At 56.7% G+C, this 19,165-nt stretch carries 14 protein-coding genes and 1 tRNA gene; 8 read left to right on the forward strand and 7 right to left on the reverse strand.

What is annotated here, in order from left to right; genetic code table 11:
* Both rfbC and JT718_RS02735 read right to left on the reverse strand, forming a co-directional pair.
* Nucleotides 1-543 (reverse strand): dTDP-4-dehydrorhamnose 3,5-epimerase, encoded by a 543-nt coding sequence (gene rfbC / locus JT718_RS02730; protein ID WP_205500149.1) that lies wholly within the window; start codon nt 541-543, stop codon nt 1-3.
* 8 nt (nt 544-551) lie between these two features.
* The gene (locus JT718_RS02735; protein WP_205500150.1) at nt 552-1,679 is read right to left on the reverse strand and encodes a glycosyltransferase family 4 protein; all 1,128 of its coding nucleotides are present in this window, start codon (nt 1,677-1,679) and stop codon (nt 552-554) included.
* 147 nt (nt 1,680-1,826) lie between these two features.
* Between JT718_RS02735 and JT718_RS02740 the strand changes: the two genes are divergently transcribed.
* From JT718_RS02740 to ppk1, 4 genes are all read left to right on the forward strand, one after another.
* Nucleotides 1,827-2,525 (forward strand): c-type cytochrome, encoded by a 699-nt coding sequence (locus JT718_RS02740; RefSeq protein WP_205500151.1) that lies wholly within the window; start codon nt 1,827-1,829, stop codon nt 2,523-2,525.
* Nucleotides 2,526-2,534: 9 nt separating this feature from the next.
* Nucleotides 2,535-3,734 (forward strand): GTPase HflX, encoded by a 1,200-nt coding sequence (gene hflX / locus JT718_RS02745; protein WP_205500152.1) that lies wholly within the window; start codon nt 2,535-2,537, stop codon nt 3,732-3,734.
* A 219-nt stretch (nt 3,735-3,953) separates the two neighbouring features.
* A complete protein-coding gene (locus JT718_RS02750; protein ID WP_205500153.1) occupies nt 3,954-4,451 on the forward strand; it encodes a SixA phosphatase family protein in 498 nt (165 codons plus the stop codon).
* A 56-nt stretch (nt 4,452-4,507) separates the two neighbouring features.
* A complete protein-coding gene (gene ppk1 / locus JT718_RS02755; RefSeq protein ID WP_205500154.1) occupies nt 4,508-6,610 on the forward strand; it encodes a polyphosphate kinase 1 in 2,103 nt (700 codons plus the stop codon).
* Nucleotides 6,611-6,757: 147 nt separating this feature from the next.
* Here the strand turns inward: ppk1 and JT718_RS02760 are convergent, their stop codons facing one another.
* Both JT718_RS02760 and JT718_RS02765 read right to left on the reverse strand, forming a co-directional pair.
* Nucleotides 6,758-7,810, reverse strand: coding sequence for a DUF6268 family outer membrane beta-barrel protein (locus tag JT718_RS02760; protein ID WP_205500155.1), 1,053 nt, complete (start codon nt 7,808-7,810; stop codon nt 6,758-6,760).
* Between the two features lie 38 nt (nt 7,811-7,848).
* Nucleotides 7,849-11,601, reverse strand: coding sequence for a metallophosphoesterase (locus tag JT718_RS02765; RefSeq protein ID WP_240336886.1), 3,753 nt, complete (start codon nt 11,599-11,601; stop codon nt 7,849-7,851).
* A gap of 522 nt (nt 11,602-12,123) precedes the next feature.
* Here JT718_RS02765 and JT718_RS02770 point away from each other — a divergent pair.
* Entirely contained in the window at nt 12,124-13,311 is a 1,188-nt protein-coding gene (locus JT718_RS02770) for a Pycsar system effector family protein (RefSeq protein ID WP_205500156.1), read from the forward strand.
* A 66-nt stretch (nt 13,312-13,377) separates the two neighbouring features.
* On the opposite strand, the gene JT718_RS02775 is transcribed toward JT718_RS02770, so the two are convergent.
* Nucleotides 13,378-14,538: a DUF2652 domain-containing protein gene (locus JT718_RS02775; protein ID WP_205500157.1), complete on the reverse strand. Its 1,161-nt coding sequence runs from the start codon at nt 14,536-14,538 to the stop codon at nt 13,378-13,380.
* Nucleotides 14,539-14,991: 453 nt separating this feature from the next.
* Nucleotides 14,992-15,192, reverse strand: a complete 201-nt coding sequence (locus JT718_RS02780; protein ID WP_205500158.1) for a hypothetical protein — start codon at nt 15,190-15,192, stop codon at nt 14,992-14,994.
* Nucleotides 15,193-15,543: 351 nt separating this feature from the next.
* On the opposite strand from JT718_RS02780, the gene JT718_RS02785 reads away from it, so the two are divergent.
* Nucleotides 15,544-15,615: transfer RNA gene (locus JT718_RS02785), tRNA-Arg, on the forward strand.
* 572 nt (nt 15,616-16,187) lie between these two features.
* Here the strand turns inward: JT718_RS02785 and JT718_RS02790 are convergent.
* Nucleotides 16,188-16,556, reverse strand: coding sequence for a T9SS type A sorting domain-containing protein (locus tag JT718_RS02790; protein WP_205500159.1), 369 nt, complete (start codon nt 16,554-16,556; stop codon nt 16,188-16,190).
* 153 nt (nt 16,557-16,709) lie between these two features.
* Here JT718_RS02790 and JT718_RS02795 point away from each other — a divergent pair, with 153 nt between their 5' ends.
* Nucleotides 16,710-17,828: an NAD(P)/FAD-dependent oxidoreductase gene (locus tag JT718_RS02795; RefSeq protein WP_205500160.1), complete on the forward strand. Its 1,119-nt coding sequence runs from the start codon at nt 16,710-16,712 to the stop codon at nt 17,826-17,828.
* A gap of 215 nt (nt 17,829-18,043) precedes the next feature.
* Nucleotides 18,044-19,153 carry a type III polyketide synthase gene (locus JT718_RS02800; protein WP_205500161.1) on the forward strand — a complete coding sequence of 370 codons (1,110 nt, stop codon included), beginning with the start codon at nt 18,044-18,046 and terminating at the stop codon, nt 19,151-19,153.
* Nucleotides 19,154-19,165: the final 12 nt, after the last annotated feature.

Here is a 19,165-nt window from a genome sequence, read left to right on the forward strand (position 1 = left end):
TTAGAAAGGAGAATCAAACCCTTCCAGCGTAGGAAGGATTTCATCTTTCTCAGACACCAAAGGCGTCTCAATTCCCCAATCAATGGCTAAGGCCGGATCATTCCACAGCAGACCACCCTCTGACTCTTTGTGATAGTAGTTGCTGCACTTGTACTGGAAAATGGTGCCTTCTTCCAGGGCGACAAACCCATGCGCGAAGCCTACCGGAATAAAAAAGGAATTGCGCTTCTCAGCGTCTAAGATGCAAGTCACGTGCTGCCCATAAGTGGGAGAATCTTTGCGGATGTCTACCGCCACGTCCAGCGCTCTGCCCACGGTCACGCTCACCAGTTTGGCCTGAGCGAAAGGTGGTCTCTGGAAATGCAGTCCGCGCACCACGCCTTTTTTGGAGATGGACAGGTTATCCTGGACAAAGGTCTCGGTGACACCGGCTTCGGCGAACAGTTTCGCGCTGAAGGTTTCCAGGAAAGCTCCGCGGTCATCGGCAAAAATTCTGGGTGTGATTTCCACTATCCCCGCAATTGGGTAGTTCTTTACTTGCATAGGATCTGTTATTTTATCTTTCTGGCTACTTTTCCGGTAGCACCTTCTATGGCCGCAAAATAGCGGTCAATGACAAACTTTTCATCAAATTTTTCTTCGGCCAGCCGGCGGCTCTTCTGGCCCATGTTCTGGAGTTCTTGGTCAGAAAGCAGATAGACTTGCTCCATTTTGGCAGCCAGATCGGCGCCGTTGCGTACCTCGCAGAGATAGCCGTTGTAGCCGTCTATTACGGTTTCTTTGCAGCCGGGCACGTTGGTCGTCACAATGGGTTTCCCCATGGCCGCAGCTTCTAGCAGGGTGCGCGGGGTTCCTTCGCGGTAAGAGGGCAGCACCACGCAGTCGGCGCCATGCACTACGCTGGCCACGTCATCTGAGGTGCCCAGGTACTCCAGCCAGCCTTCGTTGGCCCATTGCTCCACCAGCGTCCGTTTAATGCCAATGTTACCTTCCTCGTCAATAGCCCCCAACAATTGAATGCGCAGATCGGGGTACTTGGCTTTCAGGATTTTGCTGGCCTCCACGTACTCCACCAGACCTTTCTCATAAAGCGCCCGGGAAACCATCAGGAACACGAAAGGCTCGCGGCGTTGGAAAGCGGCGGGTTGGTATTTTTGGGTGTTGATGCCCGAGCCGGGAATAACTTCGGTAATGGAGTCACGCACCAGTTTTCGGTCTAAAAAGAGAGCCTGATCATCGGAGTTCTGGAAGAAGACTTTGTCCGGGAACTGAAAAGAGAACCGGTACAGCGCCATGGCAATCTTGGACACCAGGTTCTGCACAATGAACACCGTTCCCAAGCCCGACACGTTGTTGATGGTAGGAATGCCCGCCAGTTTGGCCGCAATGGAGCCGTAGATGTTGGGTTTGATGGTGTATTGCAAGATCACATCGGGCTGCACGCTTTTGTAGGCCTTCAGGAATTTGCGCACCAACAGCATGTCTTTGATGGGGTTGGTGCCTTTGCTTTCCATGGGCAGCGGCACAAATTTACATCCTTCGGCTACCAGCTTGGCGGAATACGCATCTTCCGGGGCTATGGCCACCACCTCATGCCCGGCCGCCATGAGGGCTTTGACCAGACTCAATCTAAAATTGAAGATATTCCAGGACTTATTAATAACAATGGCAATGCGCATGGGGCAGTATAAAGCAAAAGACAAAGATAGCAGCAGATTTGGCAGCAACCTGCTCCTTTGGGCAGAAACTGTTTTGGTTTGTCGGTTTTCAGGGCCATTGTGCTTACTTTGCGCCCAAACCCACCTTCGGTTTGCCGTTTCACCTGTATGACCACCGCTTTCCTACATATCCACGTTCTGGTAGTAATCCTATTCCTGCTCCTGTTGCTGGCGAAGGCGTTTCTGCTGTTCTTCAACCAGCATGACCACCTGAACAGGGTGCGCTCCTCTACCAAAATGCTGGACATTGTCTTCGGGACGCTTACCTTGGTCAGCGGGGGCTACCTGGCGCTCAGCTACAACGGCCCGCTCCCTAACTGGCTCCTGGTGAAAGTGGTGCTGGTGCTGGCGGCCATTCCCCTTTCCATTGTGGGCCTTAAGCGGCACAGCAAAGTCCTGACGGCCACGGGCGTGCTGCTCTTTTTGTACGTCTACGGCATAGCCGAAACCAAAAGCCTGAAAATACGTGCTGATAAAGGGGAAGCAGTAGCCGTGTCTCCGGGCGGAAAAGTGGGCACCGCCTCACCGGACCCGGAGAAAGCCAGCCACCCTATTCTGTCTCAACTGGAGGGAACGCAACTGGAAAACGCCAAGGCCATCTACAACAACCTGTGCGCCAATTGCCACGGTGAGGACGGCCAGAAAGGCGCCAGCGGGGCGGTCAACCTGCAGCTGAGCCGCTTGAACGTGGAGGGCCGCCGGGAAGTGATTGCCAACGGGCGCGGGCTTATGCCGGGCTTCGGCTCCCAATTGTCGGAGCAAGAGATCGAAGCCCTGGCGCTCTACTCCACTTTGCTTAAAAAGTAACCGAACTACATGAAAAACCAACTCCATATTACGGCCAAGGAACAGGAAACCGCTGTTTTGGTAGCCGTCCCAGAATACCGCCAGTCAGACGAGAAAACCAAGGAGTACCTGGACGAACTCGCGTTCCTCACCGAGACCGTAGGCGCCAGAACCCTCAAGCGCTTCACCCAGAAACTGGACAAACCCGACTCCAAAACCTACGTGGGCAAGGGCAAGCTGGAGGAAATTGTGGCCTACGTGAAAGAACACAACGTAGACATGGTCATTTTTGACGATGATCTCACGCCTTCGCAGGTGCGCAACCTGGAGCGCGAGCTGGGCGTGAAAATCATTGACCGCAGCTTGCTCATCCTGGACATCTTCGCGCTGCGCGCCCAGACGGCCACGGCCCGCGCCCAAGTGGAAATGGCCCAGTACCAGTACCTGCTGCCCCGCCTGACCAATCTCTGGACCCACTTATCGCGGCAACGGGGCGGGGGCGTGGCCATGCGTGGTCCCGGGGAAACCGAGATTGAGACCGATAGACGGATTGTGCGCGACAAGATCTCTTTGCTCAAAGAGAAGCTGGAGAAATTTGAGCGGCAGAACTTTGAGCAGCGCAAATCCCGTGCGGGTATTGTGCGCGTGTCTCTGGTGGGGTACACCAACGTGGGCAAATCTACCATCATGAACCTGCTGGCCAAGGCCGATGTCTTCGCCGAGAACAAGCTCTTCGCTACGGTAGACGCCACGGTGCGCAAGATCGTGATTGACAACATTCCGTTCCTGCTCTCAGACACGGTAGGATTCATCCGGAAACTGCCCACCAAACTCATTGAAAGCTTCAAGTCCACGCTGGACGAGATTCGGGAGTCTGACCTGCTGCTGCACGTGGTAGACGTGTCGCACCCTTCGTTTGAGGAGCACATTGCCGTGGTGAACGATACGCTCAAAGACATTCAGTCCGCCGAGAAGCCCGTTATCCTGGTCTTCAACAAAACCGACCTGTATCTGGAGAAGCGCGAGCAGGAACTGAAGGAAGACCACCCAGACGCCCTGCCCGACATCAACGAACTGAGGTCTTCTTACCTGGCCAAGCAGCACACGCCGGCCATTTTCATCTCGGCCACCAACCGCAGCAACATTGAGGAACTGCGCCAGGTGCTGCTGGAGCAGGTGTCTAAAATCCATTTTGAGCGCTACCCCAACAATGCGCCGCCAGTAGAATAACCCACCTGTTTCGGGCCTGTTTTCTGGAAAACAGGCCCGAAATGCTTGCATTCCCCGCGGGTGCGGCCCTCCCGCCCCAGGATGGGGCATCCCTCCAGAATTCAATCAGAAACCCTGCCGCCCGGGCTTGCCAAAGCACAACAATTTATGGGCGTATGCAGTAAAGATGAAAGCCACAGTTGTGCATCAGCTGTGGCTTTCATCTTTACTGGATGCTCTATGAAAACGCTATATCTGTTACGACACGCCAAATCCAGCTGGGACTACGAGGAACTGAGCGACCATGACCGCCCCCTGAGCAAGCGGGGCCGCAGCGACGCCCCCCTGATTGGGCAGGAACTGGCCGAGCGCAAAATAAAACTAGACATGGTCATCTCCAGCTCGGCGGTCAGGGCCATCACCACCGCCACGCTCATTGCCAAGGAACTGGATTTCCCCCTGGACAAGATTGGGGTGCAGGAAGAACTCTATCATATTGCCACCGACGACCTCCTGATCTTTATTCAGGCCTTGCCCGAGGAGTACGACCACGTGATGCTGGTGGGGCACAATCCTACCTTTACCGAGATCGCCAACCAGCTGATCCAGGAGAAGAGCATTGTCAACATCCCCACCGCGGGCATTGTGGGCATCAGCTTTGACTGCGGCTACTGGGGCGAGATCTCGCCCAACAACTCCAAGCTCCTTTTCTTCGATTTCCCTAAAAACTATCGTTAACGCGTGCCCGCGCGGCCACGCACAACTTCACCTGAATGGCTGCCAACGACCCTACCATGTCAACAGATACCACCACCGCCGGTTCGGCCCAGCCCGAGTACCCGCTCATTAGCCGGGAGCTGAGCTGGCTGGCGTTCAATTACCGCGTGCTACAGGAGGCCAAAGACCCGCGGGTGCCGCTCATGGAGCGCCTTAACTTCATGGCCATCTTCTCCTCTAACCTGGACGAGTACTTCAAGGTGCGCGTGGCCACCATGCGCCGGCTGGTGAAACTGAAAAAGAAAACCCGAGAGAAGCTGGAGGAAGACCCTGCCGAGGAACTGGAGAAAATCCTTGCCGAGGTCTCCCGGCAGCAGAAAGAGTTTGGGCAGGTGTTCCGCAATGAGCTGCTGCCCGAGCTGCGCCAGGAGCGCATTCACCTCATTGACGAGACCGGCTGCACCGACGGCCAGCACCGCCTGGCCCTGGACTATTTCCGGCGCAACGTAAAGCCGCTCCTGGTGCCCATCATCTTCAGCACCAACCCCAGCCCGCTGTTTCTCAAAGACCAGACCGTGTACCTCATGGTGCGGCTCCAGCCCAAAACCGAGCAGCCGGAGCAATACGCCATCCTGGAGATTCCCACCCAGAAACACGGCAGCCGCTTTGTGCAGCTGCCCGCCGAGCAGGGCGACCACTACGTCATGATGCTGGATGACGTGATCAGGCTGGGGCTGCCAGACCTGTTCCCCGGCTTTGCCGAAGTAGAGGCCTTTGCGCTCAAGCTCTCGCGCGACGCCGAGCTGGACATTGAGGAAGAGGTGTCGGGTAATTTAATGGCTAAAATCAAAAAAAGCCTCAAGAAACGCGAGAAGGGCCATCCCAGCCGCCTGCTCTATGACCCGGCCACGCCCGAGCCCATGCTGCACGCCCTCCTGGAGCGCATTGGCATTACCACCGACGAGCTGGTGGTGGGCAGCCGCTACCATAACTTCCGCGACTTCTTCGGGTTTCCCAAGTTCCAGAACCCCGAACTGTACTATGACCCCAAGCCGCCCCTGCCGCACCCCGGCCTGGAGAACGCGGACAGCATTCTGGCGGCCATGCGCACGCAGGAGTTTCTGGTGCACTACCCCTACCAGAAGTTTGACTACGTGCTCCGGTTCTTTGAGGAGGCCGCCCAGGACCCGGCCGTAACCAGCATCAGCGCCACGCTGTACCGGGTCGCTGACAAGTCCAAAGTGGCCAAGGCGCTAGTACGGGCCGCCGAGCACGGCAAACTGGTGACGGTGGTGGTGGAGCTGAAGGCCCGCTTTGACGAGGAATCCAACATTTACTGGGGCAACAAACTGGAGAAGGCCGGCGCCAACGTGATCTACGGTTCGCCAGACCTGAAAGTGCACAGCAAGATTGGCCTGGTGATCAGGCAGGAAGAGGGCCGGGCCGTGCAGTACGCCTACCTGAGCACCGGGAACTTCAACGAGAAAACCTCGCTCATCTACACCGACCACGCCCTGTTCACCACCGACGAGCGGCTGACCCATGAACTGGCCAAGGTCTTCAACTTTCTGGTAGACGGCGGCGGCGACCCCACCTTTGAGCACCTGCTGGTGGCCCCGCTGAACCTGCGCGACGGGTTTGAGGCTTTGATCCGGCACGAAATGCAGCTGGCCCAGGAGGGAAAACCGGCCTACCTCATTGCCAAGATGAACGCCCTGCAGGACACCCGCATGATCAAGCAGCTGTACGCCGCCAGCCAGGCCGGCGTGAAGATTGAGCTGCTGGTGCGCGGCATCTGCAGCCTGGTGCCGGGGGTGCCGGGCATCAGCGAGAACATCACGGTGCACAGCATTGTAGACCGCTACCTGGAGCATGGCCGCATCTACGTGTTCGGGAACGGGGGCGAGGAAAAGATCTACATCGCCTCCGCCGACTGGATGAACCGCAACCTGAGCCGCCGGGTGGAAGTCGCGTTTCCCCTCTACCACCCAGAGCTGCGCCAGGAGATCAGGCACCTGCTGGACATCCAACGGAAAGACAACCAGAAAGCCCGCACCGCAGACAACCAGTACTGGGTCTCAGACGACCCAACCACCTCCGTAAGGGCGCAGTACGAGGCCTATGATTTCCTGAAGGAAAAGGCTGCCGCGGCCGGGCTGCTCTCCGGTTCTGAGCACTAGGCAACCCTGCCCCAAAAAAGCCCGAAGCCCGCTACTTACCGGTAGCGGGCTCCGTACTTTTTTGGGGAGCATAAACGATTGCTCTCGGGTAGGCTCTAGCCTGTTTTGGGCCTTTTCTCCCCAAAACAAGCCTAAAACAGAACGGCCCTACTGCTTCAGGAACCGGCGGGGCGGCACCAGGAACAGCTCCACGTTGAAGAAAACGGCGTCTTTGATGTGGGTCTCAATCAAAGGGTTGGCCGTGCGCCGGCGACCGTCATACAGGTTGAACCGGTGGTTGTACCGGTAGCCCGTCTCCAGCCCGAACCACAGGAAATCATAGATCTCGCGGTCCCACCGCAGCCTGCCCTTGATCTCTGATTTGCGGAGCTCCACGGTCTCGTACTGGTTAAAAGGCGGCGTGTCAATGTTGATGTTGTAGGTGGCTCCGTCAATGCGGTAGCCCATGTACAGCAGGGACTTCTCTGAGAAGTTGCGCCGGAATGTGACGTTGGCCGGGAAGATGGCCTCCACGCCCCATTTGTCGTTGAAGGTGCGGTTATAGAGCAGGGCCGGATAGATGGTCTGCCGCCCAAACGCATAGCCCAGCTGCACCCCCACGCCGTACGACAGGTACGGACTTTTCTTCCAGCCGTAGATGGCTTCCATGGAGGTTCTCAGGTAGCGGGTGAGGCTGATCTTGTTGTCCTTGCCGTAATCGCCGTTGAGCTCGCCCTTTACCCTGAAGATGATGTAATTCTTGTGGTTGATGGGCCGCAGCATGACCAGCTGGGCGTCAAGGGAGCGTAGGTTCTTGTCTTCCAGGCGCTGGTACAGCGGGTACTCTTGCGTGGCGGGCTCTTTGTAGTTGAACTCCTCCAGGAAATAGCCGCCCCCCAGCACCAGCTTAAAGTGCGGATTGTTGACCAGCGGCGCATAGGCCTTGAACTCAAAACGGTTGCTGCGGAGCACATCGGCGCGGGCATCTTCCACGTTGCTTTGCTGGCCCCGGGAGTGCATGCCAAAGCGGGGCAGGCGCTCATACCTGATCACCACGCCCTTGCTCTTGCCCTGCCCCAGCACCGAGGGGTTGGCCAGTTCCTGCGGGTCAACGGTGGCGCGGGCCGCCCGAATGGAATCGGAAAAGAGCCCTTGGGCCCTCACCGGCTCCTGCGCGCCCACCAAGGCCACTGCCCCCAACCAAAGGAAAAAGCGCTTCATGCAAACAACGGTAGTAGGTAAAAGAAAGCGGGGCATGGCTAAAACAGGAAACCAAAATTGAGGTTGAACAGCTTTTCATCTTCGCCCACGGAGTAGGTGGCATTCACCACGGCCTGCTTGAGCACGTCAATCCAGACGCCGCCGCCCACGCCCCGGTGGATCTTGTTGGAGTTCTCGCCATCGGCCCACACGCGGCCGTGGTCCACCAGACCCATGATCCCGAACTTGCCGGGGAACAGGTACACGTTAAACCGGAAGACCTCCAGGCGAATCTCGGTGTTCTGGTACAGGGAGCTGCGCCCGGCAAAGCGGGTGCGCCGGTATCCCCGTAAGTTGCTGAGCCCCCCCAGCGTATTGGCCTGGTAGAACGGGAAATCGCCGAAGTTGTGCGCCCCGCCAAATCGGGCCGCCAGGGTTAGCTGGAACGGCAGCCTGGGGCCAATGTAGAAGATAAACTCAGACCCAATGCGGCCAAAGTCGCGGCGCTCGGCCCCCAACTGGCGATGGTAAGAGAACTCATTCAGCCACTTGAGGCCAATGCGCGGGTTCACCGGCGTGCTGACGGCCTGCAGGTTGAGGAAGGCGCGCACGCCCGTGTACTGCTCCATGCCAAACACCTCCTCAGAGAACACTTCATCTACAAAGCGGCCCGGGTAGTGCTGCAGCTCATAGCGGTCATAGAACGGCCCAATGCCCATGCGCACAAAGTGGGTGAAGGTGGTGTTGAGGGTAGGGTTCACCCACTGGCGGGCCAGCCGCACCCGGTAATACTCAATGTCATCGCGCTCCTGCCGGGTCTCGTTGCCCAGCCCGAAGAAGTTGATCTGGTACTGCGGCCCGTAGATGGCGGCTTTCACGCCCAGGTCCAGGTTGTCATTGAAAACCTGCTTGAACTCGGCGTCATACCTGATGTTGTAGGCGCGGGTGGCAAAGGCGTAGTTGGCCCGCAGGTAGTGTTCAGAGGCGTACGGCTTCTTCCGGAACTTGTGGTTGCGGTACAGCAGGCCTCCGCCCAGAAACAGGCCATCGTCTACGTTGTACTCCACTGAGAGCCGGGGCCCCAGATACGCCAGCTTGTAATTGTCACGGTCATAGAGGTTTACCTCCTCGTTGGCTTCGGTCTTGTCCTCGGCCTCCGGGCCCAGCGCAAGCTCATTTTTCTCGCCGGTGAAGTCGTACACCTTGGTTTTGCGCACGCCGCCCTTCACAAACGACTGGTCTGAGATAGCGTCGTTGCCCTCGCCCCCAATGATGCGCACCATGGGGCTGTTGCGCACGCGGCCGGTCACCTCAAACACGTCATCGCCGCCCAGGCCGTAGAGCCTGATTTCCTCGGTTTCTTTGTGGAAGAACTTGCGCCGGTACAGCTCTTTGCTCACTTCACCCTCCTTGTTGATCTTCCGCACGATCACCTCGGTCTCGTCATCTGAGAGGCGGTGCACCTCAAACTTCTCGCGCTTGTCGCTGCCCGCAATGTCCACGTCCTCAGCTAAGTGCACGTAGTACTTCTCCGCCACCCTGGGCAGGAGGTCTCGCCGGGACTTCAGTTTGGCGATGATCTCGGGCCCCGAGAGGGGGTACACCTCGGGCGGCATCTGGCGCACAGCGTTTTCAATGGCCTGGTCTGTGAGGGCGTTCTTCATCTCGTTGGCCAGGGCAATCCACTGCTCGCGCGTCACGCTGGACAGGAAGGTGCGGTCAACGGTGAGGGCGGTAAGGTTAAGGCCTTTGTAGTCGGCGTAGTCTTTCCCGAAGTTCTGGAAGTTGCGCACCGCCCAGCGCCGGCTCACCAGCCACGGAATAATTCCATCGCCCTTGAAGAAAGCCACGTCGCGGTCCTCGGGCACGGGACGGTAGGTGCGGTTGTCCTCGCCGGAACGGGTCTCCACCCAGCGCCACTGCCCCTCGTGCCGGTCCCAGTCACCAATGAGCATGTCCAGGAGGCGCGCCTTGGCAAACTCCTGCTCGTTCACGCGGTTGTCATGGTCGTTGCGCTTGCGCTCCAGCACTTTCTCGGTGCCCACAATGTTGGTGGCATTGCCCAGGCTGGCCACGTCTGAGTGGTCTTCGTCGGCGTCTTCCTCCAGGAACGCCATGGTGTTGTTGAACTCATCCAGGTACTGGCGCAGGCGCGGGTCATTGGGAATGTACACCAGCTTGGGGTTGGTGTGGTACACCCCGGCGGCATCGGCCAGTTGGGCGGCAATGAGGGCCCCGTAGGGATGCTGCGCCGAGATCTGGTCCTGCAGCAGGTCACGGGCGAAGGTTTCCTGCAAGGCCTCGGGCAGCACGTTGGTGGGGTCTTTGTTGATGGAACGCAGGGTGTACTCCCGGCCTTCCTCGTTGCGCAGTTTCAGGGACGTTGTCTGCTTCCCGCCCCCTTTCTGGTAAGGCGTGAGGCCGCCTTTCTCGCGCTCCAGGTCCAGCATGGGCATTTGCACCGGCGTCTTCCACACCGACCGGTAGTGCTGCCCCAGCAAGGCCCGCTTTATACCGCCGCCCGCCGCGTAAACAGGATTGGCCGCCACGGTAATGGTGCTGTCTTTGTAATCTTCCGTGGCAACGGCAATCTTCTCCTGCTGCGTGGTGGTTTTGGCGTACATGGGCATCCGGAAGGTCATGAGGCCGGCAGGGTCATCGGTGCCCTCATTGGTCCAGAATTCTACCCAGGCTTCGCCGTTGCGGTAATAGTTGACCCGGGCGAACCCCTTTGTTTTGTGGGCGTACAGGGCATCGCCGCCGTCGCGGGCGTGCTGGGTTTTACAGCCCGAGCCGCTGATGATGTGCGCCAGCTTGCCGTACTTGAAGTACTGCAGGTTGTGCTCATGCCCCGCGGCGTACACAATATTGTCATACTTCTCAAACACCCCCAACAGCCCTTTGATGTACGCCTGGTAGCTGGGGTGCGGAATGTCCTGGCTGATGCCCCCGTACTTGCGGGCCAGCGGATAGATAGACCCAATGATAGGCAGGGGCAGGATAAGGCCTTTCCGGAGAATGGTCAGGGGGAACAGGTGGTCGGTTAGGGTGAAGTACCCCCCGTGGATGCCGTTGCTGAACAGGGGGTGGTGCCCCACCACCATAATGTTCTTGCCCTGGTTTTTGTCAATGATGTCTTCCAGCTGCACCAGCATGTCTACCTCATTGGCCACGCCGCAGACGTTGTCCTCGCCGTAGGGTTTCTCGTAGGGGTGCAGCCACCAGTGCGAGTTGAGGGCGATCAACACGATGTCTTCAGAGATGTAGGTCTCAAACGGACCCGGGCAGCCGCTGCCCGGCACAAAGAAGTCGGTGCCTACCACAATGCTGCTGTCGGCCAGGTACTCTTCCACAAACCGCTCTTCGCGGATCACGGCCTCCAGGCCGTCGGGGGTGCCGCTGCCGCCGCCCCAGTCGTGGTTGCCGGGAATCATGTATTTCTCGCCTTTGTAGCCTTTGAGAATGTCCAGCTGCGCCTTCATGCGGTCCTCGGCGGTTTTGCGGTCATAGGCGTCGGGTTCCGGCAAGCCGTTGTGGTAGATGTTGTCGCCCAGGTACACCACGGCGCTTTTTTCCCCGGCCGCGTGAATCTGGGCCTTGAGCAGCATGAGGGTAGGGTCTGGCTTGTCGGTGAGCGGGGCCCCGGCGTCCCCGATCAGGAACACAGAGTACACCACTTCTGAGGAATCTTTGGGCGTCTGGGATTGCCAGTTCTGCACGGTGCGCGCGTAAAAGGGGCGTCCGGTGGTACAGGCTTGTATCAGCCAGATCACCGCCAGGAATTGAAAAAGGTAGACGTAAGTTTTTTTCATGAATGGGACTTGCAAAGCTTTCTACTTCCAGGTTGGGCCTGCCTACAGACGGGGCAACCAGTTAAAACCGGGAAAGCTGCTCTTTATACGGAGCAAGGGCCTCTGGGATAATCCCGGCCCCTTCAAAATAGCTTTCACCGAATATTTGACTCTATGACGTACGGCGCCCGCCCAGGGTTGGAGAAATTTGAGCCGGCAGGCTTCTGGGCGGCGGCCCCCTACCCCGCGTTTTGGGGCCTATTTCAGGAAAACAGCCCTAAAGCAGCGGAGACAGGCTTTTCTGCCCCGGAAAAGAAGGACGGTGAGAGCCTGCCGCAAAGCGCTTGAAAGAGAAAGGATTCCGGGGTTAGAAAGGCTGCTCTCCGCGGGCAAAAAACCGGCCCGCTAACCCGCGCCAGCGCAATTCGGCTAACCTTGACTGGGGGTTTCGCGTTGTAGACCTTTGGATTCACCTACCTTCGGCAGCGGCTTGTTTGCGGTTGCCAAGCAAGTGCCACAGGCAGTACCGCTCTCACCTGATTTATGGAAAAAGAAGATCTCATCCGGAAAGCTGGTAACTACGTTTTCACGCTTTTCAAGGAGAAATTATCAAAGAAGTTGGTTTACCACAACTACAAACACACGTTTGAGGTGGTAAAGGAAGCCAGGCTCCTGGCCGAAGGGTACGCGTTGCCCGAGGAGGAGTTGGAAGTGCTGTTACTGGCCGCCTGGTTCCATGACACGGGTTACATTACCACTTACCAGAACCACGAAGAGGAGAGCGTAGACATTGCCACGGCCTTCTTGCAGGAAGAGAAATACCCCCAGGAAAAGATTGACCTGGTGAACCAGTGCATCATGGCCACCAAGCAGGGCCAGGTGACCCACCACCTGCTGGAAGACATTCTGGTAGACGCCGACATTGCCAACATTGGCAAGGAGACCTTTTTTGCCACCGCCGAGCTGCTGCGCGTGGAGTGGGAGATCTTCCTGAACCGCACCTTCTCTGACCTGGAATGGGCCCAGTACCAGCTGGACTTTCTGCTGTCGGTGAGCTTCAGGACCCAGCCGGCCCAGACCAAGTACTCCAAGCAGCTCAGCAAGAACATCCAGGCCCAGCGCAACCACCTGCAGGAGCTCTCCAAGAAGAACAAGAAGAAGGAGAAGAAGAACCGCGAGAACCTGGCCCAGCCCAAGCGAGGCATTGAGACCATGTTCCGGAGCACCTATGACACCCACATCAGCCTGAGCGCCATCGCTGATAACAAGGCCAACATGATGATCAGCCTCAACGCCATCATCATGTCCATCATCATCACCTACCTGGGTACCAAGTCCTCCATCATCGGGGCCGAGTTTACCCGCAATCCCATTCTCATGATTCCGGTGGGCATCTTGCTGGCTACTACCCTGGCCTCGGTGATCTCGGCCATTATCTCGGCGCAGCCCGAGGTGACCAGCTTCCGCCTGCGGCCCAACAAGCTCACCAGCCGGCGCATTAACCTGCTGTTTTTCGGGAATTTCACCAAAATCCCGCTGGAAGATTTCCAGAACGGCATGCACGACATCATGCGCGACAAAAATGCGCTCTACAACAACATGATTACCGATATTTACTACCTGGGCGACGTGCTCAAGAACAAGTACCGGTTGCTGCGTATCTCCTACACCATCTTCATGATTGGCATTATCTTAACGGTGGTTTCGTTTGTGATTGCCATTGCGCGTTAACCGGTTCTATTTCCCTAAAAACAGCGCGGGCTGCCCTTCTAAGAGGGGCAGCCCGCGCTGTTTTTATCAAGGATGGCCCTGGGCCCTTTGCTGTCTGTTCTGGTGGATTTGCTCGCAGAGCTCCTTGAGGCGCGAAAGGGAGGCCTTCATAAACCCTTTTATCTGCCGGCGCCCGAAATAGTCATAGAAATAATCGCCCACCGACACCCTGCTGTAGTGGAACTCCAGGGTGAGCTTGGTTTCCTGCTGGTCTTCATACAGGTAGTAGAAGATGAGCGAGTTGGGGAACATCTTGAAGTTGGCCATTTTCTCAATCACCTCTATTTTGTCGGCGGTTGCGCGGCTCTGCAGGGTCTGCATTTCAATGGAGCCGCCCTTCTCCATCTCACAGAGGTAGTTGGTGCCAATGCGGTGCACCTTCTTGGTGTCTAGCTGGGCGCGCTTTACCCGGTGCATCCACTGGGGCTTGAGCCGGTAGTTCTGGATTACCCGCAGCACCAGGTCTACCGGCGCTTTGATATGGTCGCGCAGCGAGAAGGTGTTGGGGTACTGCTTGTGAGTATGCTCCACCTCGGGGTCGGTGACCAGTAGGCGCAGGGGCGTCAGGAAAGCGTATTTGTACCTGATTTCCCCCACGTGTTCGTACGTATTCACGCCTTCCTTCAACTGCGACCACGCAAAGTTCTGCGCCACGGTTTCGGGCTCCTGGGTGCTCAGGTAGCCCTCAGTGAGGAGCACGTACTCTGAGCCTTCTATGCTGTTCTTGAGCAGGCGGTGGGCCAGGATCACGTCGGTGCCCATCAGTTTGATGTGGTCCCTGATCTGGGTCACGCTGATGCGGCCGTAGTGCACCACTATTTTAAGGGTGAGTTGGTTCTCAGAGAGCTTGGGCCCGTCCATGAGCTCGTTCTTCTCCATGATGCGGAGGTAGTTCTGGAAATCAAGGAAGATCTGCTTGCACTGGCTCACAATCTGGTCAATGGCCGGCGGCCCGCCCAACTTGTAAAACAAAATGGCGTCGCCCTGGATCTCGCACACCTCCATGTTGAGGATGTTGGCCTCAATGATGATCTCCAGCAAGTCTGCAATAAGGTTACGGCTGTACCGTACGCCGTTTTCATGCATGAAACGCGTAAACCCACTAATGTCTGGAATGAACAGCAGCGCCGGCTGCGTGTCATCGGCCTCGTGGGGGGCCAGAGAAATGTTGGTCACTGTTGACTCCATGGAAACTACGCTACGTCAGAAGCCTTTCAGTTACGCTTTCTGGTTGGGGCAACTCTGGTAAGCTACCTTCTAAGGCCACATATACGTGAATAGTGCTCTTTCCTTTGCCTTTACCGGGCACTTGTTGCAAAATTTTCTGGGGGCCTGCTCCCCCTTCGGCAACCAGCCAGCAAGAAACCTGCCCGGGGTACCACCAGGCAGGTCCGCAGCCGTTGCTAAGAGCGGGGAAACAGCGGAGAAAAGCAGGGCTCCGGAAAAAGAAAAGGCACCACCCCAGGTGCTGGCGCACAGCTTTGTGGCGCAGAATAGATGACTGGAAAAAAGGACCGGAAGTTTATAGGCTGAGCAGATGGTTTTTCCCCTGTTTTTACCAAAACACCCTAAAAACGAAAAAGGAGCGAAAAGCCCCGGTAATTGGGCCTTTCGCTCCTTTAAATCAGAGGATAGTTCTACTTAAGAATTAGCGTCTGCGTTTTTAGGCTTGCGGCCTCTTTTTGCGCCCTGCGGTCTGTTCATTGACGCTGGAATTTGGTTAAGAGCCTCATTCATTTGGTTGAAAACACCCAGCATCAATTGAACATCTTCTACACTTTGACACTCACGGATTACCTCCATTTGCATCTTGTCCAGTTTACTTTTAAGTTGATCTCTCATAGTTAATGTGTTGTTGTAGAAATAAGTCTGCACAAATATATCAATTGCCCGAAATTTACCACCAATTAAATCAATAAATTCAATATAATTTACAGTACGGGAATAGGCGCTATTGGGCTGTTTATTATTCTAATTAAATGCGTTTATTGCCTCATTTTTTTAATTGAGCCTTAAACGCCAAAGCCCCTTCTTTATTTTAGCAGCTTGGGCACGAGGCCGCAAGCGCTGTCTAAACACCAGCCCAGAGAAAAAGCTGCTCTAAAAGTTGGGTTGAATTAATGCGCCCGATATTTTCTTGCAATCAATTTTCGCTTACTTTTGCAAGCATCAGAAAATAGGGCTCTGCCAAAGGGCCTCGTAGTTCAACGGATAGAATAGACGTTTCCTAAACGTTTGATCTGGGTTCGATTCCCGGCGAGGCCACTATTTTCTTCCCTGCCTGCTCTCCAGGCGATAATCTCCCAACCCGTTTTTGCCCCCGCCAGCATTGGTCTATGGGAAATAAAATTCTCCAGTATCTTCGTCCCGCTGGCTCTTCAGCTATTTCTTGCCGCTACTTAGCCTTTTGCTTGCTGGGGTAGAAACAAAACCTAATTACCTGAATAGTACATAAAGGATCAGCGGGCAAAAAGACTTTTTGCGCTACTTGCCAGCCACTTACTGGCTCAACATTCCTTTGCCTGGCGCAATTGGCACAATTTATTGCCGTAAACAAGGTTTGTGAGCAATTTGGCGCAATGAAATTAATCACGCAGGAATATTGCCCTGCCGTTCATGGAATGCACTACTTCTAAAATTTATTTTAAAAGTGGTTTTCCGGCATTTTTTGGCAAAATAGCCCCTAAACTGGTTGCCGTTACTTAGGGCCTAATGAGGAACGTTACCCTGTTTTCTGGTGGCATTATTCCCCTTTGGAAGGGAGTAAACAAGCTTCGCGACTGCAACAAAAAAGGCAAAGCGGGTGCTTTGCCTTCTGTCCTATAACATGCTTAGAGCTAACGAAGAATTACCTTCCTGATTTCACTGTACGTGGGCGTTTCAAGTTTTACATAGTACAAGCCTTTGGCAAATCTGTTCAGGTCAAGGGTTTTGGCGTAATGGGGCTCAGGGTTCTGGATTACCTCGCGGTACACCACGTTGCCAATGACGTTCAGGATCTTCAGGTCGGTTCTTTTTCCCTCAAATCCGTCTAACGAGATGGTGATGACGCCACTGGAAGGATTGGGGAAAACAGACAGGGCCTGATCATCTGGGGCGGCTTTTGCCTCCTGGCTCTGTTCGGTGGGCAGGGCCCTGGGTTTCACCTGGGCCGGCAACTCATAGCAAGTGAGACAAGTAAGAAATAAAAGTATAAGGTGTTTCATGGATTTTACTTATTGTTGACAACCAGTTTGTTACAACGCTCTTCTAGTAGGTGTTACGAGTGTTACAGCCCATTGTTTTGCATTTTTAAACAAACAAACTAGTAAACAACCGGTTACTGCCCCATAATTATTGAACTAAACCAACAACATGCCATGAGCGCCCGCAACGTCATCATTATAGGAGGAGGATTAGCTGGTTTGGTGAATGCGTTGCAACTATCGGGCCAGGGAGTGGAGGTGACGCTGCTTGAAAAAAAGAAATACCCCTTCCACAAAGTCTGCGGCGAATACATCTCCAACGAGGTACTCCCCTACCTGAAAACCCTTGGCGCAGAACCAGATAGCCTGTACCCGGCCCGCCTCACCCACTTCCAGCTTTCCTCGCCGGGCGGGCGCCTGCTGCAGGCACCCCTGGACCTGGGCGGCTTCGGCGTGAGCCGCTACCGGCTGGACCAGTACCTGTATGAGCTGGCCCTGCGCCGGGGGGTCATGTTCCGGCAGCAGACCACCGCCTCTGACGTTACGTTTGAGCGCGAGCTGTTCACGGTTACTCTTTCCACTGGCCAACAGCTACAGGCCCCGGTGGTGATTGGCGCATACGGCAAACGCAGTGCCTTGGACCGCAAATTCAATCGGGCGTTCTTTGAGGAACGGTCGCCTTACCTGGCGGTGAAATACCACCTGCGGGCCCGGTTGCCCAAACATGTCATTGCCCTGCACAACTTCTCCGGCGGGTACGCCGGCGTCTCGGCCATTGAGGAAGACAAGTACTGCTTCTGCTATCTTACCACCCGGCAGAACCTCAGGAAACACGGCACCATTCCGGAGCTGGAGGCCCAGGAGCTCAGCAAAAATCCCTTCCTAAAGGACCTGCTCACCAACAGCCAGTCGCTCTACCCGCAGCCCGAGGTGATCAATGAGATCTCGTTCGCTCCTAAAGCCTGCCTGGAAGACCACGTGCTCATGAGCGGCGATGCGGCGGGGCTCATCACCCCGCTCTGCGGCAACGGCATGGCCATGGCCATCCACTCGGCCAAGCTCCTGTCTGAGCAGGTGCTTCTTTTCCTGAACGGCCAGCAGACCCGGTCCCAGCTGGAGGCCGGGTACACCCGCCAGTGGAACCGCCACTTTGGGGCAAGGCTGCAGACCGGCCGGCTGGTGCAGCGGCTCTTCGGGCAACCGGTCCTGTCTGAGCTGGCGGTGGCCACCCTCCAACAGTTCCCCGCAGCCCTCACCGCCATCATGCGGCGCACCCACGGCCAGCCCTTCTAGCCACCGCCTGCCGGTTTTAGGGCCAATTTCAGAAGATCAGCCCTGAAACCTTTTCAGGTCGCTCAAGCTGGGCCCAGGAAGCCGGTCCAGGATAACCTGAACCCAGGCTTGGCAGTATGCAGACTACGGCATCCCTCCAGACGCTCACCAGGAGCACCCGGCAAAACAATCGGGCGGGGTAAACATCTTGCCGCTTTTTTGCTTATACTTAAGATATGAAGAGTTACCTCTGCGCCATCGGCACGGCTAATCCCCCGCATGCTTTTCCTCAGCAGCAGATTGCTGATTTCATGGCCGAGGCACTGCAGTTAGACGAGCAGGACACCCGCAAGCTGAAGGCGCTGTACCGCGTCTCGGGCATTGACCAGCGGTACACCGCCCTGCCCGACTACGGCCGCCAGAACGGCGACTTTGAGTTTTACCCCAACACCCCCGGCCTGGAACCGTTCCCCACCGTGGGCGACCGCATGCGCGAGTACCGCAAGGCGGCCCTGCCCCTCTCTGTGGCGGCGGCCCAGGAATGCCTGGCGCAGGTTCCCGGCATCAGCACGGACCAGATCACGCACCTCATCACGGTGAGCTGTACGGGCATGTACGCCCCGGGGCTGGACATTGAGCTGGTGGAGGCCCTGGGCCTGCCGCCCCAGGTGCAGCGCACCTGCGTGTACTTCATGGGCTGCTACGCGGCGTTCAATGCCCTCAAGCTGGCCGACACCATTTGCCGCGCCCACCCAGACGCCCGCGTGCTCATTGTCTGCACCGAGCTCTGCACCCTGCACTTCCAGAAGCAACCCGAAAGCGACCACCTGGTCTCCAACGCGCTCTTTGCCGACGGGGCCGCGGCGGTGCTGGTGAGTCCGCAGCCGCTGTCGCCCTTGTCCTTGCGGGTAGATGCCTTTCACTGCGACCTGGCCCCCTCGGGGCAGAAGGAGATGGCCTGGCACATCCATGATTTCGGGTTTGAGATGACGCTTTCCTCGTACGTGCCGGCGCTCATCAAGCAGGGCATTGGGCAGCTCACGCAGTCGCTGTTGCAGAAACTCAACCTCAGGCTGGAAGACATTGACCTGTTCGCCATCCACCCGGGGGGACGCAAGATCCTGGAGGTGATTGAGCAGGCCCTGGGGCTCTCCAGCCAGGACAACAAACACGCTTACCAGGTGCTGCGGCAGTTCGGGAACATGTCCTCGGCCACGGTGTTGTTTGTCCTGCAGTCGCTCTGGCAGGAACTGCAGCCCAGCCGCCACCAGGCTCCTATCCTGAGCTTTGCCTTCGGCCCGGGCCTTACCCTGGAATCCATGCTGTTGTCGGTGCACTATGTTTAGGCAGCGGTCTAC

The organism is Rufibacter psychrotolerans (assembly GCF_016924645.1).
Lineage (GTDB): Bacteria > Bacteroidota > Bacteroidia > Cytophagales > Hymenobacteraceae > Nibribacter > Nibribacter psychrotolerans.

Coding starts and splice junctions, on each gene's coding strand:
- rfbC (WP_205500149.1), bottom strand. CDS start 543: ATGCAAGTAAAGAACTACCCAATTGCGGGGATAGTGGAAATCACACCC.
- JT718_RS02735 (WP_205500150.1), bottom strand. CDS start 1,679: ATGCGCATTGCCATTGTTATTAATAAGTCCTGGAATATCTTCAATTTT.
- JT718_RS02740 (WP_205500151.1), top strand. CDS start 1,827: ATGACCACCGCTTTCCTACATATCCACGTTCTGGTAGTAATCCTATTC.
- hflX (WP_205500152.1), top strand. CDS start 2,535: ATGAAAAACCAACTCCATATTACGGCCAAGGAACAGGAAACCGCTGTT.
- JT718_RS02750 (WP_205500153.1), top strand. CDS start 3,954: ATGAAAACGCTATATCTGTTACGACACGCCAAATCCAGCTGGGACTAC.
- ppk1 (WP_205500154.1), top strand. CDS start 4,508: ATGTCAACAGATACCACCACCGCCGGTTCGGCCCAGCCCGAGTACCCG.
- JT718_RS02760 (WP_205500155.1), bottom strand. CDS start 7,810: ATGAAGCGCTTTTTCCTTTGGTTGGGGGCAGTGGCCTTGGTGGGCGCG.
- JT718_RS02765 (WP_240336886.1), bottom strand. CDS start 11,601: ATGAAAAAAACTTACGTCTACCTTTTTCAATTCCTGGCGGTGATCTGG.
- JT718_RS02770 (WP_205500156.1), top strand. CDS start 12,124: ATGGAAAAAGAAGATCTCATCCGGAAAGCTGGTAACTACGTTTTCACG.
- JT718_RS02775 (WP_205500157.1), bottom strand. CDS start 14,538: ATGGAGTCAACAGTGACCAACATTTCTCTGGCCCCCCACGAGGCCGAT.
- JT718_RS02780 (WP_205500158.1), bottom strand. CDS start 15,192: ATGAGAGATCAACTTAAAAGTAAACTGGACAAGATGCAAATGGAGGTA.
- JT718_RS02790 (WP_205500159.1), bottom strand. CDS start 16,556: ATGAAACACCTTATACTTTTATTTCTTACTTGTCTCACTTGCTATGAG.
- JT718_RS02795 (WP_205500160.1), top strand. CDS start 16,710: ATGAGCGCCCGCAACGTCATCATTATAGGAGGAGGATTAGCTGGTTTG.
- JT718_RS02800 (WP_205500161.1), top strand. CDS start 18,044: ATGAAGAGTTACCTCTGCGCCATCGGCACGGCTAATCCCCCGCATGCT.